This is a genomic window from Streptomyces sp. NPDC096040, from assembly GCF_040303265.1.
GTDB lineage: Bacteria > Actinomycetota > Actinomycetes > Streptomycetales > Streptomycetaceae > Streptomyces.
Genome location: NZ_JBEOTA010000005.1, coordinates 214,072 through 240,742, shown reverse-complemented (window position 1 = coordinate 240,742; position 26,671 = coordinate 214,072). Strand labels below are relative to the sequence as shown.

The window sequence follows — 26,671 nt, the reverse complement described above, 5'->3', positions numbered from 1 at the left end:
GTGGCCCCGCCCGGAGCGCCGAATGTCACCGTCCGCGTGGGGGAGCGCTCCACCAGGTCGGCAGCCCGCGCGCGGTCCACGCCCCGCCCCGCAACATCTTCGTCGCCGCCTTCGTCGGCACCCCGCGTTGTCAATCTCCTGCGCGCCCGGTACCACGACCGGTCCCTCCCCGCTTCGAACTGCCGGGAACGGGTGTCCAGTGCCACCTCCCCGCCCTGCCGCACCCGCAGCAACCTGTGCTCCAGGGGCAGTGGTTCGTCTTCGATCAGCGCGGCGAGCGAATCTGCCCGTCCCCGGCGCGGCTGCCCGACCTGGATGGGTGAACCCCGGCCGGAATCGGGGACTTGTCAGGGCCGAACCCCCTAGGAAGGGGGCATGCGTACTCATTCGCTCCGTAACCGGTCGGTCCTGGCCCTGGCCGGAGTGCTGCTCGCCGGTACCCCTGCCGCGTACACGGCGTTGGCCGACGACCGGCCCGCGGCCGCGCCGACGCGTGGCAAACCCTACGTCGAGACACGGCTGTTCTTCGGCACGGCCCGGCCGGACGGTGGCCCCGCCGTCACCGACCGGCAGTTCACGGCCTTCGTCGACAAGGAGATCACTCCCGACTTCCCCGACGGGCTCACCGTGCAGGGCGGGCGCGGGCAGTGGCGGGACACGCGCGGCACGATCGAGAAGGAGCGGTCGTACGAGCTGATCCTGCTGTATCCCGAGGCGGTGGCGAAGGGCAGCGACCGGAAGATCGAGGAGATCCGGCGGGCCTATGAGAAGGCGTACGCGCAGGAGAGCGTGGGACGGGTGGACGAACGGGCCCAGGTCGACTTCTGACGGTCCGGCCACGAACCTGTCTCTGGCGCCGAAAAACTATCGCCGCTAGTTTGTGAGATCGGAGACCAGCCCCGCCGGGAGGAAGCAGCATGAAGGCACACGACGGCCTGTACATCGACGGTGCCTGGCGCGCCGCCGAGAGCCAGGACGTGATCGAGGTCGTGAACCCGGTCGACGAGCAGGTCATCGGACGGGTCCCGGCGGGCGGTGCGCTGGACGTCGACACCGCCGTACGTGCCGCCCGTGCCGCTCTCCCCGTCTGGGCCGCCACCCCGCCCGCCGAGCGGGCCGCCCGGCTCGGCGCGCTGCGCGACGTCCTGGCGGCCCGCAAGGACGAGATCGCCGAGACGGTCACCGCGGAGTTGGGCTCGACGCCGCAGTTCTCGCAGGCCGTCCACGCGGGGCTGCCGATCGCGGTCGCGGGCTCCTACGCCGAGCTGGCAGCGACCCATCTCTTCGAGGAGAAGGTCGGCAACTCGGCCGTCCACCAGGAGCCGGTCGGTGTGGTGGGCGCGATCACGCCCTGGAACTATCCGCTGCACCAGATCGTCGCCAAGGTCGCCCCTGCGCTCGCCGCCGGCTGCACGGTCGTACTCAAACCCGCCGAGGACACTCCGCTGACCGCCCAGCTGTTCGCGGAGGCGGTGGCCGAGGCGGCCTTCCCGGCCGGTGTGTTCAACCTGGTCACCGGCCTGGGCCCGGTCGCCGGGCAGGCTCTCGCCGAGCACCCCGGTGTCGACCTGGTCTCCTTCACCGGTTCCACGGCCGTCGGCAAGCAGATCGGTGCGGTGGCCGGCGCGGCCGTGAAGAAGGTGGCCCTCGAACTGGGCGGCAAGTCCGCCAACGTCATCCTGCCGAGCGCCGACCTCGCCAAGGCCGTCAACGTCGGGGTGGCCAACGTGATGTCCAACTCCGGCCAGACGTGCAGCGCCTGGACGCGGATGCTGGTGCACACCGACCAGTACGCGCAGGCGGTGGAACTGGCGGCTGCCGCCGCCGCCAAGTACGGCGAGCGGATCGGGCCGGTCGTCAGCGCCAGGCAGCAGGCGCGGGTGCGCGGTTACATCGAGAAGGGCATCGCGGAGGGCGCCCGGCTGGTCGCCGGCGGTCCCGAGTCCCCGCGCGAGCAGGGCTATTTCGTCAGCCCGACCGTGTTCGCCGACGTCACCCCCGAGATGACCATCGCGCAGGAGGAGATCTTCGGCCCGGTGCTGTCGATCCTGCGCTACGTGGACGAGGAGGACGCGCTCCGGATCGCCAACGGCACGGTCTACGGGCTCGCCGGAGCCGTCTGGGCCGGGGACGACGCGGAAGCGGTGGCCTTCGCCCGGCGCATGGAGACCGGGCAGGTGGACATCAACGGCGGCCGCTTCAACCCCCTTGCGCCGTTCGGCGGTTACAAGCAGTCGGGTGTCGGCCGCGAACTCGGCACGCACGGCCTCGCCGAGTACCTCCAGACCAAGTCCCTTCAGTTCTGAGGAGGTTGCTCTGATGTCCGCCAAGGTCCGAGCCGCTGTACTGCCCGCCGTGGGCGCCCCGCTCGCGGTCACCGAGATCGACCTCCCGGACCCCGGCCCCCGCCAGGTCCGGGTCCGCCTCGCCGCCGCCGGTGTCTGCCACTCCGACCTCTCCCTGTCCGACGGCACCATGCGGGTGCCCGTCCCGGCGGTCCTCGGCCACGAGGGCGCGGGCACGGTTGTGGCCGTGGGGGAGGGGGTCACCCGGCTGTCATCCGGTGACCCGGTCGTCCTCAACTGGGCACCCTCCTGCGGACGTTGTCACGCCTGCGCGCTCGGCGAGGTCTGGCTGTGCGCCAACGCGCTGGCCGGCGCCGCCGACGTCTACGCACGTACTGCGGACGGCACCGACCTCCACCCCGGCCTGAACGTCGCCGCGTTCGCCGAGGAGACGGTGGTCGCCGAGTCATGCGTCCTGCCGCTCCCCGCCGGCATCCCGCTCACCGACGCGGCCCTCCTCGGCTGCGCGGTGCTCACGGGCTACGGCGCGGTCCACAACTCGGCGCGCGTCCGGGAGGGCGAGACCGTCGCGGTGTTCGGCGTCGGCGGCGTGGGCCTGGCCACGGTGCAGGCGGCGCGGATCGCGGGCGCGTCCCGGATCATCGCGGTGGACGTCTCGGAGGAGAAGGAGAAGCTGGCCAGGGCCGCCGGGGCCACCGACTATGTGGTCGCCTCCGACACCACGCCCCGCGCGATCCGCGCCCTCACCGGCAAACAGGGCGTCGACGTCGCCGTGGAATGCGTCGGCCGCGCGGTCAGCATCCGCGCCGCCTGGGAGTCCACCCGGCGGGGCGGCCGTACGACGGTGGTCGGCATCGGCGGCAAGACGGAGCAGGTCACCTTCAACGCCCTGGAGCTCTTCCACTGGGGCCGCACCCTCTCCGGCTGCGTCTACGGCAACTCGGACCCGGCCCGCGACCTGCCGGTGCTCGCCGGACACGTCCGGGCGGGTCGCCTGGACCTGAGCGCGCTGGTGACGGAACGGATCGCCCTGGAGGACATCCCCGCGGCGTTCGAGAACATGCTGGCGGGCAAGGGCGGCCGCGCGCTGGTCGTGTTCTGACCGTCATATGACCGCTACGGCACCTGTTCGGAGTGCGGCTCCCCGGCCGCCGGGACGGTACGGGGAGCTCGTGTCCGTGCCCGCGACCGGGACACCGCCACACCGGCGAGGCACAGCACCCCGCCCGCCAGGGTGACCGGCCCCGGCACCTCGCCGAGGGCCAGCCAGGACATCAGCACGACCAGCGCCGGCACGGCGTACGTCGTCGCGCCCATCCGGCTCGCGGTGGTCCGAGCGAGCGCGTACGCCCAGGTCGTGAAGGCGAGCGCGGTCGGGAAGACACCGAGATACACCATGTCGAGGGTCGCGGACAGCGGCGCGCCCGCCACCTGGTGCACCAGCTGCCCGGCGAACGGCAGACAGGCCACGGTGCCGACGAGACACCCGTACGTGGTCGCCTGGAGCGCGCTCGCCCGGGCCAGGGCGGGCTTCTGGGAGACGACACCGGCCGCGTAGGCGACGGCCGCGAGCAGGCAGAGCACCACACCCAGCACCGAGGAGCCGCCCCCGCCGGCCATCGACAGCCCCACGGTGACGGCACCCGCGAACGACACCGCCATCCCCGCGAGCAGCCGGGGCGGCATGGGGTCGCCGAGCAGCCGTGCTCCCAGCAGGGCGATCAGCAAGGGGCCGACGTTCACCACGAGGGCGGCCGTCCCGGCATCCACCTGCTGCTCGCCCCAGTTCAGGGCGACCATGTAGAAGCCGAACCACAGCACGCCGGATATCCCGATACCCCGCCAGGCGGACCGGGGCGGCAGCCCTTCGCGCCGCAGGAGACAGAGCAGTCCGAGCGCGACAGAGCCGGAGAACAGCCGGCCGAGGGCGAGGGCTCCGGGGGAGTAGGAGTCGCCCGCGCTCCGGATGGCCACGAAGGCGGAGGCCCAGAGCACGACGGTGACGACGGCGGCGAGGGCGGGGAGCGGGCGGGGTGCGGGGGCGGTGCGATCGGTCATGTCACCGAGGGTAGAGAGAAGGGGTGTGCGGGGGCTCGCGGATTCCGGACGGGGGGCTGGTGGGCGAGGTCCGGGTGCGCGGTACCCCTACGCGCCCTGCCCCACCCGCGTAAATTGCTCCTGCAACCCGTCCAGCAGCGCCCGCAAGCCCGTCTCGAACGCCCGCTCGTCGATCTTCTCCTGCTGTTCCGCCAGCAGATGCGCCTGCCCGAGATGCGGATAGTCGGCCGGGTCGTACGCGCTCGCGTCGTCCACGAACCCCCCGGCGAACGATCCCAGCGCCGACCCCATGATGAAGTACCGCATCAGCGCCCCGATCGACGTCGCCTGCGACGGTGGCCACCCCGCGTCCACCATCGCGCCGTAGACCGCGTCCGCGAGCCGCAGTCCGGCGGGGCGGCGGCCGGGACCGCCGGCCAGCACCGGGACGATGTTCGGGTGGTCGCGGAGCGCGGCCCGGTACGACACCGCCCAGTCGTGCAGCGCGGTCCGCCAGTCCCGCCCGCCGCCGGCCTCGAACATCGACAGGTCGACCTGCGCGCTCACCGAGTCCGCGACCGCCTCCAGGATCTCGTCCTTGGTGCGGAAGTGGTTGTAGAGGGAGGGCCCGCTCACCCCCAGTTCGGCCGCGAGCCGGCGGGTGGAGACGGCCGCCAGGCCCTCCGCGTCCACGAGTTCCCGGGCCACCCGGACGATCCGGTCGGTGCTGAGGAGGGGCTTGCGCGGTCGGGCCATGGCGCACATAGTAGGGCTGCGCCAAGAAACTAGCAGTGCTAATTTAGATGTGGGGTGATCGCATGGTGGACCTGGGACTCAGCGAGGAGCAGACCGCCGTACGGCAGCTCGCCCGGGACTTCGTCGAGCGCGAGATCACCCCGCACGTGATCGCCTGGGACCGCGCCGAGGAGGTGGACCGGGGGATCGTGAAGAAGCTCGGCGAGGTCGGCTTCCTCGGCCTGACCGTCGACGAGGAGTACGGCGGCTCGGGCGGCGACCACCTGTCGTACTGCCTGGTCACCGAGGAACTCGGTCGCGGCGACTCCTCCGTGCGCGGAATCGTGTCGGTCTCCCTGGGCCTCGTCGCCAAGTCCGTCGCCGCCTGGGGGAGCGAGGAGCAGAAGCGGCGCTGGCTGCCGGGGCTGACCTCCGGCGCGTACCTCGGCTGCTTCGGCCTCACCGAACCCGGCACCGGCTCCGACGCGGGCAACCTCACCACGCGCGCCGTTCGCGACGGCGACGACTATGTCGTCAACGGTTCCAAGATGTTCATCACCAACGGCACCTGGGCCGACGTGGTGCTCCTGTTCGCCCGCTCCACCGACGCGCCCGGCCACAAGGGCGTCTCCGCCTTCCTCGTGCCGACCGACACCCCCGGCCTGACCCGCCGCGCCGTCCACGGCAAGCTCGGCCTTCGCGGACAGGCCACCGCGGAAATCGTCCTGGAGGACGTCCGTGTCCCCGCCGCCGCGATGCTCGGACCGGAGGGCAAGGGCTTCTCGGTGGCCATGTCCGCGCTGGCCAAGGGGCGGATGTCGGTCGCCGCCGGCTGCGTCGGCATAGCCCAGGCCGCGCTGGACGCGGCCGTGACGTACGCGGGGCAGCGTGAGCAGTTCGGTACGCCGATCGCCGGGCACCAGCTGGTCCAGGAACTCATCAGCGACATCGCCGTCGACGTGGACGCGGCCCGATTGCTGACCTGGCGGGTCGCCGATCTGATCGACCGCGGCCTGCCGTTCGCCACCGAGTCCTCCAAGGCCAAGCTCTTCGCCTCCGAGGCCGCCGTCCGCGCCGCGAACAACGCCCTCCAGGTCTTCGGCGGCTATGGCTACATCGACGAGTACCCGGTCGGCAAACTGCTGCGCGACGCCCGGGTGATGACCCTCTACGAGGGCACCAGCCAGATCCAGAAACTGCTCATCGGGCGGGCGCTGACAGGCGTTTCGGCGTTCTGAGTAGGTCTCTGAGTATTCCGACGGATGTGGCGTGGGCCACGTCCGCCGATGATCGAGTCATGAATGACACACCGGTCAGACAGCAGAACACGGCCGCCTACTACGGTCAGGCCGTCGCCTCCTTCGCCGTTGCCATCACGGCCACCGCCATCGGTATCTTCCGGCTGCACGCCGACGCCTGGGTGCGCGCCTTCCTGGCCATCGCCGTCCTCTACCTCGTCACCTCGGCCTTCACGCTCGCGAAGGTCATCCGCGACCGCCAGGAGGCCGGGTAGATCGTCAGCCGCGTTGACCTGGCCCGGCTGGAGAAGCTGCTCGCCGAACACGACCCCTTCGAGAAGCTCTGAACCGCGGGACAAGCGCTGAGCGGGCACACTAAGCGCTCGCTCAGCTTCGGCGGTATGGTGGTGCTCCGGTATCGAGAGGGGCGAGTGAGCGATGAGTACGGCGGAGGAGACGACCGGCGGCGAGGTCGAGCCGTGGGAAGAGGTCACCCCTGACGCGGCCCGGCGTCTGCTGGTCGCCGCCGTGGAGGCCTTCGCCGAGCGCGGCTACCACGCCACCACCACCCGCGACATCGCGGGCCGCGCCGGTATGAGTCCCGCCGCGCTCTACATCCACTACAAGACCAAGGAAGAGCTGCTCCACCGGATCAGCCGCATCGGTCACGACAAGGCCCTGGAGATCCTCCGGACGGCCGCCCGGCGCGAGGGCACCGCCACCGAGCGGCTCGCGGACGGCGTCAGCTCCTTCGTCCGCTGGCACGCCGGGCGGCGCACCACCGCCCGGGTCGTGCAGTACGAACTGGACGCCCTCGGCCCCGACGCCCGTGCCGAGATCCTCGCGCTGCGCCGCCAGGTCGACGCCGAGGTGCGGGGGATCATCCAGGAGGGCGTCGAGTCCGGGGAGTTCGACGTCATCGACATCCACGGCACGACCCTCGCGGTGCTCTCCCTCTGTATCGACGTCGCCCGCTGGTTCAACGTGAACGGCCCCCGCACCCCCGAGCAGGTCGGCGCGCTCTACGCCGACCTCGTGCTGCGGATGGTGGGGGCCGATTGACGCCCTCTCCTGCGGGTGCAGGAGATTCCGGTCCGTACCGCTACGTGGTACCACCTCGGGTTCCTGTTTCACAGGCCACTGCCGACCGGTGAAGATCGGTCTTACACGGCCTCCGCAGGCCTGACTTCCCGCCCGTCCGGCGGTAGGTCCGACAACTCCGCTGTGGGACAGGGCGATCCTGTCATGGCACCGCGCCCCTCCGGGCAGGAGGCCCTACAGGTAGTACCGGGACACCGACTCCGCCACGCAGACCGGCTTGTCGCCGCCCTCGCGCTCCACGGTGAAGGCGACGCTCACCTGGACGCCGCCCGTCACGTCCTCCACGCCGGTGATCGTGGCGGTGGCGCGCAGCCGGGAACCGACCGGCACGGAGGCGGGGAAACGGACCTTGTTGGTGCCGTAGTTCACGCCCATCTTCACGCCCTCGACCCTGATCAGCTGTGGCCCGAAGAGCGGGAGCAGTGACAGGGTCAGATAACCGTGCGCGATGGTCGTCCCGAACGGGCCCGTGGCCGCCTTCTCCGGGTCGACGTGGATCCACTGGTGGTCGCCCGTCGCATCCGCGAACAGATCGATCCGCTTCTGGTCGACCTCAAGCCAGTCGGTGTGGCCCAGCTGCTCGCCCACGGCCGCCTTCAGCTCGTCGGGGGAGGTGAAGATCCTCGGTTCTGCCATGTTCCCGGCCCTCTCGCGATCGCGCGTCCATACCTAAGCAACTGCTTAGCATGGTCGGGTGCGGGCTCCCTGTCAACGGAGCGCGGCCCACGCGGGTCGGTAGGCTCTGAGGGGTGCCGCAGATTCCCGAGAAGATCCAAGAGCTGAGCGTCGGTCAGTTGTCCGCGCGCAGCGGCGCCGCCGTCTCCGCACTGCACTTCTACGAGGCCAAGGGGCTCATCAGCAGTCGGCGGACCTCCGGCAACCAGCGTCGCTACACCCGCGACACGCTGCGTCGTGTGGCCTTCGTCCGGGCGGCACAGCGCGTCGGCATCCCCCTGACCACCATCCGCGAGGCCCTCTTGGAACTCCCCGAGGAACGCACCCCGACCCGGGAGGACTGGGCCCGACTCTCGCAGGCGTGGCGTGCGGAACTGGACGACCGCATCAAGCAGCTCAACCGGCTGCGCGATCACCTCACCGACTGCATCGGCTGCGGCTGTCTGTCCCTGGACACCTGTGTGCTGTCCAACCCCGACGATGCCTTCGGCCAGCGCCGGGCGGGTTCACGTCTGCTGCCGGAACACCCCTGAGCCCGGCCGGCGAGAGCGCTCGTAGGGGCGCGGCCTCCTGCTCGCCTCCTGGTCAGGGAAGAGAACGGTCGTACTGGGCCAGCCCCTCAGTCACCAACCGGGCGTTTGTCAGGGCCGGTTCGCCGTCGGGCAGCAGCAGCGTGTCCTCCAAACCGATCCGGGTCGCCAGCCCCAGCCGCCCCGCCAGCCGCAGCACCGGCCAGGTGCCGCCCTCCTCGCCGTGCAGGAGGACCGGCCGGCCGTGGGCCGCGCCCAACTCGGTGAGGAGCGCCCGCGCCGACTCCTCGGCGGTGACCGGGTCCGGGTCCGTCACCTCCGCCAGTACCCGGAGCACCGAGGGCCCGAGGGGCGATACCGCGAACCTCGCGGCTCCGTCCGTCCCGGACCAGATGCCCGCCTCCACGCCGACCCCCATGGCCAGCAGCTCCCCGGCGAGTTCCGCGGCGCCCGGCTCATGCCAGTTGACCGAGGCGAAGTCGGGCCGTACCGACCAGGACCGGACACGCTCCAGTCGTAGCGCCGGATCCGGTTCCGCCCAGGCGCCCGTGGTCACCCCGACCGGAACCCGCACCCGCGCCCGGATCGCTTCCAGCGTCGGGCCGACCACCCGCGGGGACAGGCTCTCCCGCCCGCAGGGTGTTCTGGGGTGGACATGGATCTCCGTGGCTCCCGCCGCGACCGCCTCGGCCGCCGACTCGGCAAGCGCCGCCGGTGACAACGGCACGCCCGCGCCGTCGGCGCCCCCACGGCGTCCGTTGAGACATACCTGAAGCCGCTGTTTCATGTCCTGATGCTGCCAGTCACCACTGACAGTGGGCCGGTTTCCCCGGCAGTTGGGGGTGCGGCATCCCCGGCGCACCCCCACGTGGTCAGGCCGACATGAGCAGCCGCCCGCGCCTGGCATAGGCCAGGGCCTCGGCGTTGAGCACCGGACGCGGCACCAGAATCCCGCAGTCCGCGCAGACCGGACCGGCGGAGGGCTCGTGGTCCAGGTCGTACTTCCAGATGAGGCGCTCCCCTGCGCACACCGGGCAGACCGCGCCCGGTTCGCGCTCCAGGGCGGCGATCAGCCGTCGCAGCACCTCGGCCAGTGGTTCGTCGGGGTGGACCCGTGGGTCGTCGCACCAGGCCACTCCGAATCCGCCCCAGGTCAGCCGGTGCCAGTCGTCCACGCTGCCCGGGCGGCGCAGCCCGTCGTGCTTCTCCTTCTTGCGGCGCTCGGCGAACTCGACCTCATAGGCCAGCCAGACCGCCCGCGCCTCCTCCAACTCATCCAGTGCGCCCACGAGACGCGCCGGATCGGGGGACCGGTCCTCAGGACCGAACCCGGCCCGCGAGCAGAGATGGTCCCAGGTCGCGCGGTGCCCGTAAGGAGCGAACCGCTCCAGGCACTTACGCAGTGAGTAACGCCGTAGCGCCAGATCGCACCGTGGGTCTCGCGCCTGTCTCGCCAGACTCCGGAAACCGGCCATCGCCCTGCACCTCCGTCACACCTGCAGCTGTACTTCGGTCACTTCGGCGGCGTCGCACGGACTTCGCGCGGCGTTGCCGTATAGACGTATCGACACTCGATTCGGCTCCATCCGATTTCCGATGCCGTCCATAAGGCCGCCGGTCTTGACCGACGGCGGGCCGCAGCGCCACCGGGGCCGACCACTCCAAAACTTGACGCATGTTCATCTTCAATCGCGGGGATACCGGCGGTAACGTCCGGCCCGCCCACCCCCGTCGTGAGGAGTCGCCATGCCCCGGCGCACCAGACATCCCGCGTTGTTCGACAAACTGAGAACTCCCCGCAAGCTCCCCGGGTTCCTGAAAGCGGCATCTGTATGCGTCCTCGTCGCCGGCCTGCTCTCCCCGCTGGCCCAGGCGACTCCGGCCGCGGCGGCCACCGCCTCCAGCGACTACTGTGGCGGCCGGTGTTCGGACATCCTGCCGCCCGGTGAGAACGGCAACGCCACCCTCGCCCAGGTCCTGCTCAACCAGGTCTTCGGCACCCAGCCCGACCACGCCGAGGACCAGCTCGGCCCCTACAACAACCTGGCCACGGGTTACTCCGGTCTCACCGACGCGAAGATCAACACGTTCTTCAACGACTCGTCGTTCGGGGTCGCTTCCGATCAAGTCGCCTCCACGGAGAGTCCGGCGGGTCGCAGCGATGTGACGATCGTCCGCGACAAGAAGACGGGCGTGCCGCACATCACCGGTACCACCAGATACGGCACCGAGTTCGGCGCCGGTTATGCCGCCGCTGAGGACCGGCTGTGGCTCATGGACGTGTTCCGGCACGTCGGCCGCGGCCAGCTCACCACCTTCGCCGGCGGTGCCGCCTCAAACCAGGGCCTTGAGCAGCAGTTCTACCGCAACGCCCCGTACACCGAGGCCGACCTCCAGGCGCAGATCGACAACGCCGTCGCCAACAACGGCACCCGCGGCCAGCAGGCCCTCGCCGACGCCAACGCCTATCTCGCCGGCATCAACTCCTACATAGACGCCTCCGACAGCGGTCGTTACTTCCCCGGCGAGTACGTCCTGACCGGTCACAAGGACTCGATCACCAACGCCGGCACCATCGACCACTTCAAGATCACCGACCTGGTGGCGCTGGCCTCCGTCATCGGCTCGCTGTTCGGCTCCGGGGGTGGCGGTGAGGTCAACAACGCCATCTCGCTGCTCGCCGCACAGGAGCAGTACGGCGTGGTGCAGGGCACCAAGGTCTGGGAGTCGTTCCGCGAGCGCAACGACCCCGAGGCCGCGCTCACCGTCCACAACGGCGAGAGCTTCCCGTACGGCACCAAGCCGTCCGACCCGCAGGGCGAGGCCCTGCCGGACTCCGGTTCGGTGGCGACCGAGCCACTGGTCTACGACGCCACGGGCACCGGCGCCGACCAGAGCGCCGTCGCCGCCTCCGCCGCGGCGACCGCGAGCGCCCTCAGCTCGGCCAGGCGCGGGATGTCCAACGCGCTGGTGGTCAGCGGCAAGTACACCGCGAGCGGTCACCCGGTCGCCGTCTTCGGACCGCAGACCGGCTACTTCGCCCCGCAGCTGCTCATGCTCCAGGAGATCCAGGGCCCGGGCATCAGCGCCCGCGGCGCCTCCTTCGCGGGTCTGAGCATGTACGTCGAACTGGGCCGGGGACAGGACTACGCCTGGTCCGCCACCACCTCCGGCCAGGACATCATCGACAGCTACGCCGTCGAACTCTGCCAGGACGACTACCACTACCTCTACCACGGCACCTGCACGGCCATGGACAAGGTCGAGCAGAAGAACTCCTGGAAGCCGACGACCGCCGACGGCACGGCCGCCGGCTCGTACACCATGCGCGTGTGGAAGACGAAGTACGGACCCGTCCAGTACCGCGCGACCGTCGGAGGGAAGAAGGTCGCCTACACCACCCTGCGCTCCTCCTACATGCACGAGGCCGACTCGATCATCGGCTTCCAGATGCTCAACGACCCCGACTACGTGAAGAGCCCGCAGACCTTCCAGAGCGCGGTGCAGCACATCAACTACACCTTCAACTGGTTCTACGCCGACTCCACGCACACCGCGTACTACAACAGCGGTGACAACCCGGTGCGCCCGAGCGGTGTCGACCCCGAGTTCCCGGTCTGGGGGCAGGCGGCCTACGAGTGGCGGAACTGGAACCCGGACACCAACACCGCCGACTACACCCCGGCCTCCCAGCACCCCAACTCCATCGACCAGGACTACTACGTCTCCTGGAACAACAAGCAGGCGCTGAACTACACGACGGCGAGCTGGGGTGACGGATCCGTCCACCGCGGCAACCTGCTCGACGACCGGGTGAGGAAACTCGTCGCGGCCGGCGGCGTCACCCGCTCTTCGCTTGTCAAGGCCATGGCAGACGCCTCGCTCACCGACCTGCGGGCCGAGGACGTGCTGCCGGATCTGCTGAAGGTCGTCAACAGCAGTACGGTGACCGACCCCACGGCCGCCGCTGCCGTCGCCAAGCTCCAGACCTGGCTGACCGCGGGCGGCAAACGCACCGAGACTGCGGCCGGCTCGAAGACCTACGCCAACGCCGACGCCATCCGGATCCTGGACGCCTGGTGGCCGCTGCTGGTGAAGGCCGAGTTCCAGCCCGGCCTCGGCGACAGCCTGTACACCGCGATCACCGCCAACCTGCCGATCGACGAGACCCCGTCGGCCGCACACGGGCCCACCGGCTCGCACGCGGGAAGCTCCTTCCAGTACGGCTGGTGGAGCTATGTCGACAAGGACATCCGATCGGTGCTCGGGCAGAGCGTGTCGGGGCCGCTGGCCGAGCAGTACTGCGGCGGCGGCAGCCTCAGCGCCTGCCGGGACATCCTGATCAGCACGCTGAAGACGGCGGCCGGTACGAGTGCCTCCACGGTCTACCCCGGGGACTCGTTGTGCTCGGCCGGCGACCAGTGGTGTGCCGACTCGATCGTCCAGCGCACTCTGGGCGGCATCAAGCACTACAACATCAGCTGGCAGAACCGCCCGACCTTCCAGCAGGTCGTGGAGTTCACCTCGCACCGGTGAGACGGCCGTTGGCAAACCGGCGTCGGCAAACAGCTGTTGGCCGACGCCGGTGGTCAACACCCGTTGGCGACGGGGTCACACAATGCGCCCCGCGGCCAGCACCACCCGGGCCAGTTCGGGGTGCACGATGTCGCTGTGTGCCCCGGACGGCGGGTCGCCCCTCCTGACGACCGCCGCCGCGTCGACGTTCACGCAACCCGACGCGGCGAGCGGGCCGCGCAGGGCCGCCGCCAGATCCAGCGACCGGGTGCCCGGCACCGCCTGGACACCGTCGTGCCCCATCGCACCCCACCGGGCACCCAGCGTCCCGCCCACGTCCATGCCCAGTACCGACTCGTCGTCGTCCGCCATTCGCGAGGCCAGCGGGTACAGCGTGCCGAGCGAGCCGTCGAAGCGGGAGTAGCAGCACACCAGCGGGCCGTCGATCCGGTTCTCCTGGCCCTGCAGCACCCCGCCCGCACGCGGGTCGTGGGGCAGCCGGGCGGCGAACGCGTAGTGGGAGAAGGCGCCTTGTAGCAGCGTCACGGACTTCACCGTGCGCACCCCCTCCGGCAGCCCGCGCAGCGCGAACGACACCAGCCGGCCGCCGAAGCTGTGCCCGACCAGATGCACCCGCACCGCCGGGGCGACTGCGGCCAACTGCCCGACAACCCGCCCGAGCCCGCGCTCCCCGACGGTCCCGGCCCGCCGCTTCATCGCGTAGTACGTCGCCTGCCGCAGCAGCTCCTTGGCGCCGTCCCAGGGGTTGGGCAGCGCGAACTCCGCCGCGTGCGGACCCTGCCGGAGGGCGGCCAGCGCCTGCGCGAACTCCTCGCACAGGGCCGTCGTGTCTCCGGTGAACAGCACCGGCTCGCTCTGCGGGACGCCCTCCGCGATGGTGTCCGCCGCGAACAGGGGCTGGGGACCGCCCGGCAGGACCTCGACGAGCAGCCGTACCAGCCGCCCGAACTCCGCCAGTTCGCTTGCCGGGCGCTGGTCCAGCAATCGGGCGATCTGGTCGACCACGGTGGCCCGTCCCGGGAACGTCTCGAGGAGCGCGTGCCGGGTGTCCTTGTCGAGGACGGGGGCCGGTCTCTCCTCCGCCTCCATGGCCACCACGGACTTCGGGAAGTCGGGGATCGGCTCGTCGCAGAACCGCATCGACGGCCACACCACACCGACGTATCCGATCCTCGCCTTCGGCACGAGCTTCGGGACCGGCGCGAAGAACCGCCGGTACAGGGAGGTCGCGCCCGAACGGTCGTTGTTCCAGCCGTGCGCGAAGACGATCAGGTCATGGACGCCGTGGGCCGTGACCTCGCCCAGCAGCCGGTCGCGTTCGGCGCCGTCCGGGTCGCCGTCGGCGTCGAAGGTCAGCTCCCAGTAGGGAGCCACGCTCATCCCAGCATCCGACATACCAGGCTCCTCGTGCCCCGAACCGGTGCGATGTGCGCGCATCGTCCCGCCGCCGGGCAGGATTGGCCATACGACGCGCCTCACCTGTAGAGCAGAAATTCCTTTCGGACCCGGCGGAACGCGGCGAGTTCGTCCTGCCAGGCGCCGACGATCTCGTCGGTCCCCGCGCCCGCGTCGGTCATCGTGCGCACGGTCGTGGAGCCGGTGAGCCTGTCGATCCAGTTGTCCGACCGCCAGGCGAAGTCGCTCCACACGTTCCTGGCGGTGACCAGGAGCGCGATCCCGGTGCGTACGGGGTCGTACGTGGCCCGGTCGTGCACATGGATCTGCACCCCGCCGACGGTCTTGCCCTGGAACTTGGAGAAGGTGGGCGCGAAGTACGCCTCCCTGAACCGCACGCCCGGCAGTCCGAGTCCGTCGGCGGCGTCCGCCCACCGCGCGTCGATACCCTCCGCGCCCAGCAGTTCGAAGGGGCGGGTCGTGCCGCGTCCCTCGGAGAGGTTCGTGCCCTCGAAGAGACAGGTTCCCGAGTAGACGAGGGCGGTGTCCGGGGTGGGCATGTTGGGGCTCGGCGGCACCCAGGGCAGTCCGTAGGCGTCGAAGAAGCGGTTGCGCTGCCAGCCCGTCATCGTCACGACGTCCAGCGCGACCGGTGTGCTCAGGAACTCCGCGTTGAACAGTTTCGCGAGCTCGGCGACGGTCATCCCGTGCGCCTGCGCGATCGGCTGCCGGCCGACGAAACTGGCGAACTCCCTGTGCAGGACCGGGCCCTGGGCCGTGCGGCCGGTCACCGGGTTGGGGCGGTCGAGCACGACGAAGCGCTTGCCCGCCAGCTGGGCGGCCTCCATGCAGTCGTACAGCGTCCAGACGTACGTGTAGAAGCGGGCGCCGACGTCCTGGATGTCGAAGACGACCGTGTCCACGCCGGAGGTGGTGAAGACATCGGCGAGGGGCCGGCCGCTCTTGAGGTAGGTGTCGTAGACGGGGAGGCCGGTCGCCGGATCGTCGTAGCGGCCCTCGGAGCCGCCGGCCTGGGCGGTGCCGCGGAATCCGTGCTCGGGGCCGAAGACCGCGGTCAGCCTGACCCGGGGGTCGGCGTGCATGACGTCGACGATGTGGCGGACCTCGGTGGTGATGCCGGTGGGGTTGGTGACGATGCCGACCTTCTGGCCGTCGAGGAGGGTGTAGCCGGTGGCGGAGAGGCGGTCGAAGCCTGTGCGGAGGCGATCCTGGGCGTCGGGCGCGGTGGCCGTGGGTGCGAGGGGTACGGCCGCCGCCGTGGCGGCTGTCAGCAGACTTCGTCTGGAAGGGCGCCGCATGAGAGGCCTCCGTCGTCGTCCGGGTGCGGGTCCTGTGTGGCTGGTCGCGCCCACCCGGCGGTAGCCGCATATTGACACAGCCCCACGCCCATGAGGGTGTAACAACCACCCTTCCCTGAAACATACCGACCGGTTAGTGTGGCGGTGCTGAGCCGAGTTGTGTCGCGTCGTGTCGAAGGAGACCGATGGTGGGAGCCGTGCAGGATGCGGGAGTCGTCGTCACCGGGGCGGGGGGTGGCATCGGCGCCGCCCTTGCCCGGCGGTTCGCCGCCGAGGGGGCCCGGGTCGTCGTGAACGACCTGGATGCCGGCAGGGCCGCGGCGGTCGCCGAGGAGATCGGTGGGATCGCCGTTCCGGGTGACGCGTCCGGCATCGTCGGGGCCGCCCGGGACGCGCTCGGCGGAAGCGTCGACGTGTACTGCGCCAACGCCGGGCTCGCCTCCGGCGGGTCCGAGGCGGCCGAGGCCGGGGTGTGGGCCGCCGCCTGGGACGTCAACGTCATGGCCCATGTGCGGGCCGCGCAGGAACTGCTGCCCGACTGGCTGGAGCGGGGCAGCGGCCGGTTCGTGTCCACCGTGTCCGCCGCCGGGCTGCTCACCATGATCGGAGCCGCACCGTACAGCGTGACCAAGCACGCCGCGTACGCCTTCGCCGAGTGGCTGTCGCTGACGTACCGGCACCGTGGGCTCAAGGCGCACGCGATCTGCCCGCAGGGTGTCCGTACCGACATGCTCGCGGCCACCGGCAGCGCGGGCGACCTGGTGCTCCAGCCGACCGCCATCGAGCCGGAGGCCGTCGCGGACGCGCTGTTCAAGGGGATGGCGGAGGACCGGTTCCTGATCCTGCCGCATCCCGAGGTCGCCGAGTTCTACCAGGCGCGGGCCACGGACCCGGACCGCTGGCTGACGAACATGAGCCACATCCAGCAGAAGTGGGAGGCCACCCGGTGACCCAGTCGGAGACCGAGTCCCTCTACGCCGCCCGGCCCTGGGTGGCGCTCCTCAACGACGCCCAGCGCGGCCCGGTCGATCCCCCCGACTCGATGGTGCACGCCCTGCGCGCCGCCGTCGCCGAGGCGCCCGACCGCACCTTCCTCGCCTACTTCGACGCCCGGCTCAGCTTCCGCGAGGTCGACGAGCTGAGCGACTCCGTCGCCGCGTACCTCGCCGAGCGCGGCCTGGAGCGCGGGGACCGGGTCGCCGTGCTCCTGCAGAATTCGCCGCACTTCGTGATCGCGCTGCTCGGTGCCTGGAAGGCGGGCGCGACCGTCGTCCCGGTCAACCCGATGTACAAGTCGGGGGAGGTCGCCCACGTCCTGCGGGACGGTGAGGTGGCCGCGCTGGTCTGCTCGCAGCGGGCCTGGGAGTCGTACCTGCGCGACACGGCCGCCGGCTCGACGGTGCGGATCGTACTCACCGCCAGCGAGCTGGACTTCCAGACGCGTGACGACGCGCGCGTGCTGACCTTCGAGCGGCTGCCGCAGGCCGCCGACGCCGAGGACCTGGTGGCCGTCGCGCGCCGGGGCAGCAAGGCCCCCGAGGGACGGGACCCGGCACCGTCCGAGATCGCGCTGATCAGCTACACGTCCGGGACGAGCGGCACCCCCAAGGGCGCCACCAACCTGCACGGCAACATCATGTACAACGCCGAGCGGCAGAAGACCGGCCTCGCGCTGCCCGAGGCGCCGGTCTACTACGCCCTCGCGCCCCTCTTCCACATCACCGGCATGGTCTGCCAGCTCGGCGCCTGCCTGACCAGCGCGGGCACGCTGGTGCTGACGTACCGCTTCGAGCCGGGCCTGGTCCTGGAGGCCTTCGCCGAGCACCGGCCGCACTACACGGTCGGCCCCTCCACCGCCTTCATGGCGCTCGCCGCCCACCCGGACGTCACCCCGGAGCACTTCGCCTCCTTCGCGAACATCTCCTCCGGTGGCGCACCCCTGCCGCCGGCCCTGGTGGAGAAGTTCCGGGCGGAGTACGGGCCGTACATCAGGAACGGCTACGGGCTCACCGAGTGCTCCGCGCCCTGCGCCTCCGTGCCGCCGAGTCTGGAGGCGCCCGTGGATCCCGTCTCCGGGACCCTCGCCGTCGGGGTGCCCGGCCCCGAGACGGTCGTCCGCATCGTCGACGACGAGGGCAACGAGCTGCCCTTCGGCGAGCAGGGCGAGATCGTCGTACGCGGGCCGCAGGTCGTGCCCGGGTACTGGCGGCGGCCCGAGGCCACCGCCGAGACCTTCCCGGACGGCGAACTGCGCACCGGCGACATCGGCTTCATGGACCCGCAGGGCTGGCTGTACGTCGTCGACCGCAAGAAGGACATGATCAACGCGTCCGGCTTCAAGGTCTGGCCGCGTGAGGTCGAGGACGTGCTGTACACGCATCCGGCAGTGCGCGAGGCGGCCGTCGTCGGGGTGCCCGACGCCTACCGCGGGGAGACCGTCAAGGCCTACATCAGTCTTCGCCCCGGTGCTGCAACCGATCCGGACGATCTGGCCCTCTATTGCAAGGAGAGACTGGCCGCTTACAAATATCCGCGGCTCGTGGAGATCCTGCCCGACCTGCCGAAGACGGCAAGTGGGAAGATCCTCCGACGGGAACTTCGTTCCCGACCGCAACAGGGTTAGCAGACATACGAGAGAGGCAGGTGGCGGCAGTGCCCAGGACGACGGACGGCGACGGAGCTCCTGTTCCGCAGCGGCTCCTGGCCGCCGCCACCCGGCTCTTCGCCGAGCAGGGCTACGACCGCACCTCCGTGCAGGAGATCGTGGAGGCGGCCGGCGTCACCAAGGGGGCGCTGTACCACTACTTCGGCTCCAAGGACGACCTTCTGCACGAGGTGTACGCGCGCGTGCTGCGCGTGCAGCAGGAGCGGCTGGACGCCTTCGCGAACGCGGACGAGCCGATCGAGAAGCGGCTGCGGGGCGCGGCCGCCGACGTCGTCGTGACGACGATCGAGAACCTCGACGACGCGATGATCTTCTTCCGGTCCATGCACCATCTGAGCCCGGAGAAGAACAAGCAGGTGCGCGCCGAGCGCCGGCGCTACCACGAACGCTTCCGCGCGCTGATCGAGGAGGGCCAGCGCGAGGGCGTCTTCTCCACCGCGACCCCGGCCGACCTGGTCGTGGACTACCACTTCGGCTCGGTCCACCACCTGTCGACCTGGTACCGGCCGGACGGCCCCATGGCCCCCCAGGAGGTCGCCGACCAACTGGCCGACCTGCTGCTGCGGGCGCTGCGCCCCTGACGCGGCGGGCTTGCGGGAGCGCTCCCCGGTGAGCGGCTCAGCCGCCCGGCCGGCGAACGGGGCCGGACCGTACTCGGTCCGGCCCCGTTCGCCGTGTCGCCTACAGGTACTTCTTCAGTTCCCGGCGTGCCAGCGACCGCTGGTGTACCTCGTCCGGGCCGTCGGCGATCATCAACGTCCGGGCCCCGGCGTACAGTTCGGCCAGCGGGAAGTCCTGGCTGACCCCGCCCGCGCCGTGCAGCTGGATCGCGCGGTCGATGATGTCGACGACCGCGCGCGGGGTGGCGATCTTGATGGACTGGATCTCGGTGTGGGCGCCCCGGTTGCCGACGGTGTCCATCAGCCAGGCCGTCTTCAGGACCAGCAGCCGCAGCTGTTCGACGGTCACCCGGGCGTCCGCGATCCAGTTGTGGACCACGCCCTGCTGGGCCAGCGCCTTGCCGAAGGCCGTCCGGGACACGGCCCGCCTGCACATCAGCTCGATGGCCCGCTCGGCCATGCCGATCAGCCGCATGCAGTGGTGGATGCGGCCGGGGCCGAGCCGGGCCTGGGCGATGGCGAAGCCGCCGCCCTCCTCGCCGACCAGGTTCGACACCGGCACGCGTGCGTGGTCGAAGATCACCTCGGCGTGGCCGCCGTGGGAGTGGTCCTCGTAACCGAAGACCTGCATCGCCCGCTTCACGGTGACGCCCGGGGTGTCGCGCGGGACCAGGACCATGGACTGCTGGCGCCGGACGTCGGCGCCGTCCGGGTCGGTCTTGCCCATCACGATGAAGATCTTGCAGTCCGGGTTCATCGCCCCGGAGATGTACCACTTGCGGCCGGTGATGACGTAGTCGTCGCCGTCGCGCTCGATGTACGTGGTGATGTTGGTGGCGTCGGAGGAGGCCACCTCCGGCTCGGTCATGGCGAACGCGGAACGGATCTCACCGGCCAGCAGCGGCTCCAGCCACTGCTTCTTCTGCGCGTCGTCTGCGAACTGGGCCAGCACCTCCATGTTGCCGGTGTCCGGGGCCGCGCAGTTCAGCGCGGTGGGCGCCAGCTGCGGGGAACGGCCGGTGATCTCGGCGAGGGGCGCGTACTGGAGGTTGGTGAGCCCGGCGCCGTACTCGGCGTCGGGGAGGAAGAGGTTCCACAGGCCCTGCCTGCGCGCCTCCGCCTTCAGTTCCTCGACCACGGCCGGGGTGTCCCACGGCGAGGCGAGCGCGGCGCGCTGCTCCTCGGCGACCGCCTCGGCCGGGTAGACGTACTCGTCCATGAAGGCGAGCAGCTTGGCGCGCAGTTCCTCGGTGCGCGCGTCGAACGCGAAGTCCATGGCCGGTCAGCCTTCCTGAAGAGTGGTCAGTCCGTGGTCGATGAAGACGGGGACGAGTTCGCCGATACGGTCGAAGCCCTGCCCGAGAGTCTGGCCCTGCGTGTACCGGTAGTGGATGCCCTCGAGGATCACGGCGAGCTTGAACCAGGCGAACGCCGTGTACCAGGAGATGTGCGAGACGTCCCGCCCCGAGCGGGCCGCGTAGCGCTCGACCAGCTCCCGCGGATCCGGGTGGCCCGGCGCCTCGGCGGTCGTCGACACCGGTGAGTCGGGCGCGCCCAGCGGCAGGCTGTACATCACCAGCAGGCCCAGGTCGGTCAGCGGGTCGCCGAGCGTGGACATCTCCCAGTCGAGGATCGCCCTGATCGTGTCGTCCTCGCCGATCAGGACGTTGTCGAGGCGGTAGTCGCCGTGGATCACGGCGGGTGCGGGGGAGTCGGGCAGCCGGCGCCCCAGGGTCGCGTGCAGCTCGTCGATGCCGGCCAGCTCACGGTTGCGGGAGGCGTCCAGCTGCTTGCCCCAGCGGCGGAGCTGCCGGTCCAGGAAGCCCTCCGGACGGCCGAAGTCGGCGAGGCCGACCTCCTCCGGGTCCACGGCGTGCAGCTCGACGAGCGTGTCGACGAGGGACAGCACGGCGTTCCGGGTGCGCTCGGGGCCCAGCGGGACGAGCTGCTCCGAGGTCCGGTAGGGGGTGCCCGCCACGAACTCCATGACATAGAACGGCGCGCCGAGGACCTCCTCGTCCTCGCACAGCAGCACCGTCCGCGGCACGGGCACGTCGGTCGGGTACAGCGCGCTGATCACCCGGTGCTCGCGCCTCATGTCGTGCGCGGTGGCCAGGACATGGCCCAGCGGCGGCCGGCGTACGACCCACTTCGAGGTGCCGTCGGAGACCGCGTAGGTGAGGTTCGACCGTCCGCCCTCGATCAGCCTTCCGGTCAGGGGACCGGCCGCCAGACCGGGGCGCTCACGGTCGAGCAGCGCGCGCAGCCGGTCGAGATCCAGTCCGGGCGGGTGGTCGGGGCTCATGCATCGCTCCTACGAACGAGTGAACAGGACCCGACTTATGATGCCGACCAGTCGGTATGCCGTCCAGCCGGTGAGCGAAACGTGACCGGGACCACCCTGGGATCCGGCCGGAGGGTGACGGCTCCCCGCGCGCGCAGAGCGGGGAGCCGCCGTCCGGGCGGGGACCGTCTCAGTGGTCGTCCCAGTGGCCGTTGTGCTCGGCGTGCCGGTGGCCGTCGTGCAGATAGTCGATGTGGTCGCCGTGCAGCACACCGGTGTGGCCGCAGCCGTCGCCGTGCCGGTGATCGTGACCCTGGTGGGTCACGTGCCCGTCGGGTTCGCACTCGTCCCAGTGGCCACCGTGCTCGCGGTGCAGATGCCCGTTGTGCGCGTAGTCGACGTGGTCGCCGTGCGGCACCTGGTCGTGGCCGCAGTCCGGTCCGTGGCTGTGGCCGTGCGAGGTGTGTTCCTGATGAAGGGTGGTCATGGTGTTCGCCTTCAGTGGTACGGGGTTCAGGAGTGTGGCGTGACGCCGACGGCCAGGCTGCCACGCGAACGGCACATATGCGGGCATCCCGGTTGCGTGGCGTTCGAGTACCCCGGAGGGTCGTTTGCATGAAGGGCATCAGTTACAGCCGGTACGGCGGACCCGAGGCGCTGCAGTACGGCGAGGTCAAGGACCCGAAGGTCGGCCCCGACACGGTGCTGGTGAAGGTCCGGGCGGCGGCCGTCAACCCGGTCGACTGGAAGTGCCGCGAGGGCCACCTGGACGGTGTCCTCGACGCCGTGTTCCCGGTGGTCCCCGGCTGGGACGTCTCCGGGGTCGTCGTCCAGCCGGGCGCGGCCGTCACCGAGTTCGCGGTCGGCGACGAGGTGATCGGCTACGTCCGCGAGGACTTCCTCTCCCGGGGCACCTTCGCCGAGTATGTCGCCGCCCCGGTGCGCACCCTCGGCCGCAAGCCGCGCAACCTCTCCTTCGAGGAGGCCGCCGGGCTGCCGCTGGCCGGGCTCACCGCCTACCAGGTGCTGATCCACGCCCTGGAGGTCAAGCGCGGCGAGACGGTCCTGGTGCATGCGGCCGCCGGCGGGGTCGGCTCCCTCGCGGTCCAGATCGCGGCCCACCTCGGCGCCCGGGTCATCGGTACGGCGAGCGAGCGCAACCACGACTTCGTACGGGGCCTCGGCGGCGAGCCGGTGACCTACGGCCCGGGCCTGGCCGAACGGGTGCGGGGACTGGCCCCGGAGGGCGTGGCCGCGGTCTTCGACACCGTCGGCGGCGAGGCCCTGACCAGTTCGGCGAACCTGCTCGCCCCCGAGGGCCGGATGGCCTCCGTCGCCGACCCGGACGTCGTCGACTTCGGCGGCCGCTACTGCTTTGTCCGGCCCGACGCCGAGGACCTGAAACGGCTCGCCGCGCTCGCCGAACAGGGAGCGGTGACGGTCCATGTCTCCGAGACCTTCCCGCTGGAGCGGACGGCCGACGCCCACCGGCGCAGCGAGGAGGGGCACACCCGGGGGAAGCTGGTGGTCACGGTGGAGTGGCCGGAGGAGGGGTAGGCCCGGGCCTTCGGTACGGCCGGGGCGGTGGCCCGGGTGGCCTATACGACCAGTGCTGTGGCGCAGAGGGCGACGGCGACCGTGCACAGTACTGCCGCGGTCGCCTGCCGCGGGGTCAGGGCCGAGGGGCGGTCGGTGGCCGCGAGGGCGCGGATACGGTGGTTGGCGATCAGGAGGAAGCCCAGCCACAGGACGCAGCAGGCCGCGCAGGCCAGCACTCCGCCCGCCGAGGCGCTGCCGTGCAGGGCGGTCTTCGCGGCGAGTACGGCGGCGACGGTCGCCGACAGCGTCGTACGACGCCAGGCCAGCCGGGTCCGCTCCGGCTGGAGCCCCGGGTCACGGGCCGGTGCCGTCATCCTTCCCACCCGACGAGCACCACGATGACCATCGCCACGGCGACCACCGCGACGACCACGCTGAGCAGCGCCGGGAACCGGGAGACCGGCAGGTCCTCGCCGCGCCGCATCGCCCGCTCGCAGCGCATCCAGTGGTTCACGGCCCGCAGGGAGCACAGCACGCCGGCGGCGAGGAGCGCGAGCGCGAGACCTACGCGCCAGGCCCAGCGGAGGTCGGGCAGGAACTGGTCCACGGCGAATCCGCCGCCGATCAGGGCGAGGGCGGTGCGCAGCCAGGCCAGGAAGGTCCGCTCGTTGGCGAGGGAGAAACGGTAGTCGGGGGTCGTTCCCTCTCGGCGCACCTGTTCGGGGGCGAACCACAAACGGACGTTCCGCGCGAATTCGATCACGTGCAGGAAGCCTACCGGGGGGTGGGGAGGGCCGACGGTTGGGCTACCCAGCTGCGGCAGGCGGCCAACCCCACCTCAGCCCCGCCACTCCCGCAACCGCTCCCACGCCGCCAAGCCGTCCGGTACCCACTCCCACTCCCCGAGCCGCGATGCCAGTTCCTCCTCCGTCAGGAAGTCGTGCCAGGCCACCTCCTCCATCTGCGGCCGTACCGGCAGCTCGCAGCGGACCTCGTACACCGCCGACCACCAGCTGTGGCCGTCGCCGTCGTCGTACCGGAACTTGAAGAGGTACGTCGGCTGCGGCAGCCCCGTGACGCCCAGCTCCTCCTCCGCCTCGCGCAGGGCCGCGTCGTCGTAGGACTCGCCCGCGCCCACCACGCCGCCGACGAACATGTCGTACAGGGACGGGAAGACCAGCTTGGTCGGGGTGCGGCGGTGGACGAAGACGCGGCCGGCGGCGTCGCGGGCCAGGATGAAGGCGCAGCGGTGGCGCAGGCCCTGGGCGTACGCCTCACCGCGTGGGGACTGCCCGATCACCCGGTCGTGCTCGTCGACGATGTCGAGGATTTCGTCAGCAGCGCTCACACCGACATCCAAGCAGGACGACGGGCCGGGGCGTCAGCGCGGCTGGAGGTCCAGTGAGGGCTCCTTCGGCGCCGCACCGCGCGGCATCGCGGGATGCAGCCCGAGCAGGACGATGCCCGCCACGATCGCCGCGAGCCCCGCCGCCTCCCAGGCCAGCGCCCCGGTGTCGGTGCGCAGCCGGTCCCCGAGGAAGCCGACGCCGCACAGGATCCCGGCGAGCGGCTGGGCCGCGGTGAGCGCGGGCAGCGACATGCGCAGCTCCGCCGTCTCGAACGCGCTCTGCACGAGGATCAGCCCGGTGACCCCCAGCACCAGTACGCCGTACGGCTGCCAGCCGGTCAGTACCTCGGTGATGCCGCCCTCGGAGAAGCGGGTGCTGGTGACCCGGGTCAGCGCGTCCTGTACGCCGTACAGCAGGCCGGCGGCGAGGGCGAGCAGGGTCGGCCCCGCGCTGAGGCGGGACCGCTTGGCGCAGGTGGTGAGCAGCAGGGCGATGCCGACCACCACGCCGATGATCAGCCAGTGGCGCAGCGGGTTGACGATGGCATGACCGCCGCGGGGCTCGCCCGCCAGGATGAACGTGGTGACGCCGCCCGCGAGCAGAACCAGGCCCGCCCAGCCCTGGTGGCTCAGGGGGTGCTTGGTCTGGTGCCGGGAGAGCGCGAGGGCGAAGAGCAGGTTCGTCGCCAGCAGGGGTTCGACCAGCGAGATCTCGCCCTTGCCGAGGGCGATCGCGCCGAGGATCATGCCGGCCACCATCAGGCCGATACCGCCGAGCCAGCGGGGCACCCTCATCAGGTCGAGCAGCAGCCGGGGCGAGAGGAAGTCGCTGAGCGGGGCCTTCTGGGCGACGTTCTGCTGGAGCACGAACCCGAAGCCGAGGCAACAGGCCGCACTCACGGCGAGAATCAGAACCAGAACGGACACGCTGCGTACCTCGATCATGCGGCCGGGCTACGGGGTGCGTAGTGGCCGACTGTAGCGCTCCCGGGAGTACCCGGAACCGGGCAGTTGACTCGGTCACGGTGCCCGAGCCGATCACGGCGGGTGGATCAGGGCGGCGGCGGGACCGTACGGCCATGGTCCGACGCCCGGGCGGCCCGCGCCATGGCGTACACCACAGCCGGAACCCGGAGCACCACGGCCACGGTACGCCAGGCGGCCCCCGCGCGCGTCAAGTTCCGCTCTGTTCAGGGTGGTTGAACGGGGTACGAGCCCTGTACAGCTTGACGCAAAGTCTTGGCGGGGGGTTTGCTGTGCGTGATCGGCCGATGGCAGCACGACAACCAGGAAGTTCCGCGGTGCCCCCAACCCCGCCCCTCTTAGGCCCAGGCCGGGCCGTCGCCGAAGGTCCCCGCGCGACAGCGCACCGCGGGTGCGACCACTGTCCCGACGACGCCCTCGACGACGCCGAACTCATCTCCGCGCGAGCCGCGTTGGCCCAGGGCCGCTGGCAGTCCGCCCGCTCCCTGCTGCTCCACACGGGTGACGACTGGGACCGCCGGGGCCACCGGGCCACCGTCCTCGCCCGCGAGCCCTACGCCGGCGCCTGGGCCCGCGAGTGGCTGCTCGCCGAGCCCGGCTCCGCCGGTGCCGCCACCCTCCACGCCCTGACCCTGGTCCGGCACGCCCTGCGCGGCAAGGAGTCCCCCGACCGGGCCCGCGAGGCCTGCACCGGCGCCGCCGCGCTCGCCCCGGCCGACCCCACCCCCTGGCTCGGCCTCCTCCTGCTGGCCCGCCACCTCGGTACCGACGACGAGACGCGCCGCATGTTCGACGAGGTGCGCGGCCGCCACCCCGAGCACCACCACGCCCACCACCTGATGGCCGCCCGCATCGCGGAGACCGAGACCGAGGGGACGTACGAACTGTGCGCCTTCGCGGAACGCACGGCCGCCGAGGCCCCGGCCGACTCCCCGCTCGCCGTGCTCCCCGTCGTCGCGTACACCGAGCGGCACCGCGTGCTCGCCGCCACCGGCCGGGCGCCCGCCGACCCGGCCGCCGCCGGCCACTGGGCCGAGCCGTCCGCCCGGCGAGCCCTGAGCGCGGCCTTCGACTGGTGGCTGGAGTGGGGGATCGAGGAGCACCCGCGCCGCCATGTCGACCTCAACCACCTCGCGCACGCCACCTCCGGTGCCGGCCGGTACGCCGAGGCCGCGGCCCTGTTCCAGCGCATCGGACGCCATGCCACCCGGACCCCCTGGTCCTACCCGGACCGCGACCCGTGCGAGGCGTTCCGGGCGGCCCGGGAGCGCGCGCTCGGCGGTTGATGAGAAGAGATTGTGGATTTCTTACGGCCGCGGGATTTCCTGGCCGGGGCCACCCCGGGAGTGTTCGAATGAG

At 71.2% G+C, this 26,671-nt stretch carries 26 protein-coding genes and 1 pseudogene; 13 read left to right on the top strand and 14 right to left on the bottom strand.

The annotated features are described in order from the left end of the window. Positions 1 to 375: 375 nt before the first annotated feature. The 3 genes from ABTY98_RS08440 (at position 376) to ABTY98_RS08430 (ending at position 3,408) form a co-directional block, all read left to right on the top strand. Positions 376 to 828 carry a DUF3574 domain-containing protein gene (locus ABTY98_RS08440; protein ID WP_352220093.1) on the top strand — a complete coding sequence of 151 codons (453 nt, stop codon included), beginning with the start codon at positions 376 to 378 and terminating at the stop codon, positions 826 to 828. Positions 829 to 917: 89 nt separating this feature from the next. Further along, on the top strand, positions 918 to 2,306 hold the full coding sequence (locus ABTY98_RS08435) for an aldehyde dehydrogenase family protein (RefSeq protein WP_352220092.1): 1,389 nt from the start codon (positions 918 to 920) through the stop codon (positions 2,304 to 2,306). Positions 2,307 to 2,319: 13 nt separating this feature from the next. Continuing rightward, positions 2,320 to 3,408 (top strand): Zn-dependent alcohol dehydrogenase, encoded by a 1,089-nt coding sequence (locus ABTY98_RS08430; protein WP_352220091.1) that lies wholly within the window; start codon positions 2,320 to 2,322, stop codon positions 3,406 to 3,408. 14 nt (positions 3,409 to 3,422) lie between these two features. On the opposite strand, the gene ABTY98_RS08425 is transcribed toward ABTY98_RS08430, so the two are convergent. Together ABTY98_RS08425 and ABTY98_RS08420 are read right to left on the bottom strand one after the other, a co-directional pair. Beyond that, positions 3,423 to 4,364, bottom strand: a complete 942-nt coding sequence (locus ABTY98_RS08425) for a DMT family transporter (RefSeq protein ID WP_352220090.1) — start codon at positions 4,362 to 4,364, stop codon at positions 3,423 to 3,425. An 87-nt stretch (positions 4,365 to 4,451) separates the two neighbouring features. Further along, the gene (locus tag ABTY98_RS08420; RefSeq protein ID WP_352220089.1) at positions 4,452 to 5,099 is read right to left on the bottom strand and encodes a TetR/AcrR family transcriptional regulator; all 648 of its coding nucleotides are present in this window, start codon (positions 5,097 to 5,099) and stop codon (positions 4,452 to 4,454) included. A 65-nt stretch (positions 5,100 to 5,164) separates the two neighbouring features. Between ABTY98_RS08420 and ABTY98_RS08415 the strand changes: the two genes are divergently transcribed. The 3 genes and pseudogenes from ABTY98_RS08415 to ABTY98_RS08405 all read left to right on the top strand — a co-directional run bounded on the left by ABTY98_RS08415 (position 5,165) and on the right by ABTY98_RS08405 (position 7,378). Further along, positions 5,165 to 6,316, top strand: a complete 1,152-nt coding sequence (locus ABTY98_RS08415) for an acyl-CoA dehydrogenase family protein (protein ID WP_352220200.1) — start codon at positions 5,165 to 5,167, stop codon at positions 6,314 to 6,316. A gap of 59 nt (positions 6,317 to 6,375) precedes the next feature. After that, positions 6,376 to 6,663: pseudogene (locus tag ABTY98_RS08410) on the top strand (YiaA/YiaB family inner membrane protein). A gap of 91 nt (positions 6,664 to 6,754) precedes the next feature. After that, a complete protein-coding gene (locus ABTY98_RS08405) occupies positions 6,755 to 7,378 on the top strand; it encodes a TetR/AcrR family transcriptional regulator (protein WP_352220088.1) in 624 nt (207 codons plus the stop codon). 213 nt (positions 7,379 to 7,591) lie between these two features. On the opposite strand, the gene ABTY98_RS08400 is transcribed toward ABTY98_RS08405, so the two are convergent. Then, positions 7,592 to 8,053, bottom strand: coding sequence for a MaoC family dehydratase (locus ABTY98_RS08400; protein ID WP_352220087.1), 462 nt, complete (start codon positions 8,051 to 8,053; stop codon positions 7,592 to 7,594). A 113-nt stretch (positions 8,054 to 8,166) separates the two neighbouring features. Between ABTY98_RS08400 and soxR the strand changes: the two genes are divergently transcribed. Next, entirely contained in the window at positions 8,167 to 8,625 is a 459-nt protein-coding gene (gene soxR, locus ABTY98_RS08395) for a redox-sensitive transcriptional activator SoxR (protein WP_352220086.1), read from the top strand. Positions 8,626 to 8,677: 52 nt separating this feature from the next. Here the strand turns inward: soxR and ABTY98_RS08390 are convergent, their stop codons facing one another. Both ABTY98_RS08390 and ABTY98_RS08385 read right to left on the bottom strand, forming a co-directional pair. After that, positions 8,678 to 9,409: a 3-keto-5-aminohexanoate cleavage protein gene (locus ABTY98_RS08390; RefSeq protein ID WP_352220085.1), complete on the bottom strand. Its 732-nt coding sequence runs from the start codon at positions 9,407 to 9,409 to the stop codon at positions 8,678 to 8,680. Between the two features lie 85 nt (positions 9,410 to 9,494). Next, positions 9,495 to 10,097: a hypothetical protein gene (locus tag ABTY98_RS08385; protein ID WP_352220084.1), complete on the bottom strand. Its 603-nt coding sequence runs from the start codon at positions 10,095 to 10,097 to the stop codon at positions 9,495 to 9,497. Positions 10,098 to 10,368: 271 nt separating this feature from the next. On the opposite strand from ABTY98_RS08385, the gene ABTY98_RS08380 reads away from it, so the two are divergent. Further along, the gene (locus ABTY98_RS08380) at positions 10,369 to 13,158 is read left to right on the top strand and encodes a penicillin acylase family protein (protein WP_352220083.1); all 2,790 of its coding nucleotides are present in this window, start codon (positions 10,369 to 10,371) and stop codon (positions 13,156 to 13,158) included. Between the two features lie 75 nt (positions 13,159 to 13,233). Here the strand turns inward: ABTY98_RS08380 and ABTY98_RS08375 are convergent, their stop codons facing one another. Together ABTY98_RS08375 and ABTY98_RS08370 are read right to left on the bottom strand one after the other, a co-directional pair. Next, entirely contained in the window at positions 13,234 to 14,553 is a 1,320-nt protein-coding gene (locus ABTY98_RS08375; protein WP_352220082.1) for a serine-threonine protein kinase, read from the bottom strand. An 80-nt stretch (positions 14,554 to 14,633) separates the two neighbouring features. Next, positions 14,634 to 15,872 carry an exo-beta-N-acetylmuramidase NamZ family protein gene (locus ABTY98_RS08370; protein ID WP_352220081.1) on the bottom strand — a complete coding sequence of 413 codons (1,239 nt, stop codon included), beginning with the start codon at positions 15,870 to 15,872 and terminating at the stop codon, positions 14,634 to 14,636. A gap of 185 nt (positions 15,873 to 16,057) precedes the next feature. On the opposite strand from ABTY98_RS08370, the gene ABTY98_RS08365 reads away from it, so the two are divergent. Genes ABTY98_RS08365 through ABTY98_RS08355 form a run of 3 tightly spaced genes read left to right on the top strand, consistent with a single transcriptional unit; the run spans position 16,058 to position 19,118 of the window. Then, a complete protein-coding gene (locus tag ABTY98_RS08365) occupies positions 16,058 to 16,822 on the top strand; it encodes an SDR family oxidoreductase (RefSeq protein WP_352220080.1) in 765 nt (254 codons plus the stop codon). After that, on the top strand, positions 16,819 to 18,495 hold the full coding sequence (locus ABTY98_RS08360; RefSeq protein ID WP_352220079.1) for a class I adenylate-forming enzyme family protein: 1,677 nt from the start codon (positions 16,819 to 16,821) through the stop codon (positions 18,493 to 18,495). Before ABTY98_RS08365 ends, ABTY98_RS08360 begins: the two co-directional genes overlap by 4 nt. A gap of 29 nt (positions 18,496 to 18,524) precedes the next feature. Then, entirely contained in the window at positions 18,525 to 19,118 is a 594-nt protein-coding gene (locus ABTY98_RS08355) for a TetR/AcrR family transcriptional regulator (protein ID WP_352220078.1), read from the top strand. Positions 19,119 to 19,218: 100 nt separating this feature from the next. On the opposite strand, the gene ABTY98_RS08350 is transcribed toward ABTY98_RS08355, so the two are convergent. From ABTY98_RS08350 to ABTY98_RS08340, 3 genes are all read right to left on the bottom strand, one after another. Further along, on the bottom strand, positions 19,219 to 20,433 hold the full coding sequence (locus ABTY98_RS08350; RefSeq protein ID WP_352220077.1) for an acyl-CoA dehydrogenase family protein: 1,215 nt from the start codon (positions 20,431 to 20,433) through the stop codon (positions 19,219 to 19,221). 6 nt (positions 20,434 to 20,439) lie between these two features. Next, positions 20,440 to 21,462, bottom strand: a complete 1,023-nt coding sequence (locus ABTY98_RS08345; RefSeq protein WP_352220076.1) for a phosphotransferase family protein — start codon at positions 21,460 to 21,462, stop codon at positions 20,440 to 20,442. A 169-nt stretch (positions 21,463 to 21,631) separates the two neighbouring features. Then, positions 21,632 to 21,928, bottom strand: a complete 297-nt coding sequence (locus ABTY98_RS08340) for a hypothetical protein (RefSeq protein ID WP_352220075.1) — start codon at positions 21,926 to 21,928, stop codon at positions 21,632 to 21,634. Between the two features lie 128 nt (positions 21,929 to 22,056). On the opposite strand from ABTY98_RS08340, the gene ABTY98_RS08335 reads away from it, so the two are divergent. Beyond that, positions 22,057 to 22,998, top strand: coding sequence for an NADP-dependent oxidoreductase (locus ABTY98_RS08335; RefSeq protein WP_352220074.1), 942 nt, complete (start codon positions 22,057 to 22,059; stop codon positions 22,996 to 22,998). A gap of 41 nt (positions 22,999 to 23,039) precedes the next feature. On the opposite strand, the gene ABTY98_RS08330 is transcribed toward ABTY98_RS08335, so the two are convergent. The 4 genes from ABTY98_RS08330 to ABTY98_RS08315 all read right to left on the bottom strand — a co-directional run bounded on the left by ABTY98_RS08330 (position 23,040) and on the right by ABTY98_RS08315 (position 25,255). Further along, complete coding sequence (locus tag ABTY98_RS08330) at positions 23,040 to 23,354, bottom strand: DUF202 domain-containing protein (RefSeq protein ID WP_352220073.1); 315 nt, start codon at positions 23,352 to 23,354, stop codon at positions 23,040 to 23,042. Beyond that, a complete protein-coding gene (locus ABTY98_RS08325; protein WP_352220072.1) occupies positions 23,351 to 23,743 on the bottom strand; it encodes a YidH family protein in 393 nt (130 codons plus the stop codon). The genes ABTY98_RS08330 and ABTY98_RS08325 overlap by 4 nt, the downstream gene beginning before the upstream one ends. 75 nt (positions 23,744 to 23,818) lie before the next feature. After that, positions 23,819 to 24,328, bottom strand: a complete 510-nt coding sequence (locus tag ABTY98_RS08320; protein ID WP_352220071.1) for an NUDIX hydrolase — start codon at positions 24,326 to 24,328, stop codon at positions 23,819 to 23,821. Positions 24,329 to 24,361: 33 nt separating this feature from the next. Next, on the bottom strand, positions 24,362 to 25,255 hold the full coding sequence (locus tag ABTY98_RS08315) for a DMT family transporter (RefSeq protein WP_352220070.1): 894 nt from the start codon (positions 25,253 to 25,255) through the stop codon (positions 24,362 to 24,364). Between the two features lie 374 nt (positions 25,256 to 25,629). Here ABTY98_RS08315 and ABTY98_RS08310 point away from each other — a divergent pair, with 374 nt between their 5' ends. Continuing rightward, a complete protein-coding gene (locus ABTY98_RS08310; RefSeq protein ID WP_502994171.1) occupies positions 25,630 to 26,598 on the top strand; it encodes a hypothetical protein in 969 nt (322 codons plus the stop codon). Positions 26,599 to 26,671 lie beyond the last annotated feature (73 nt).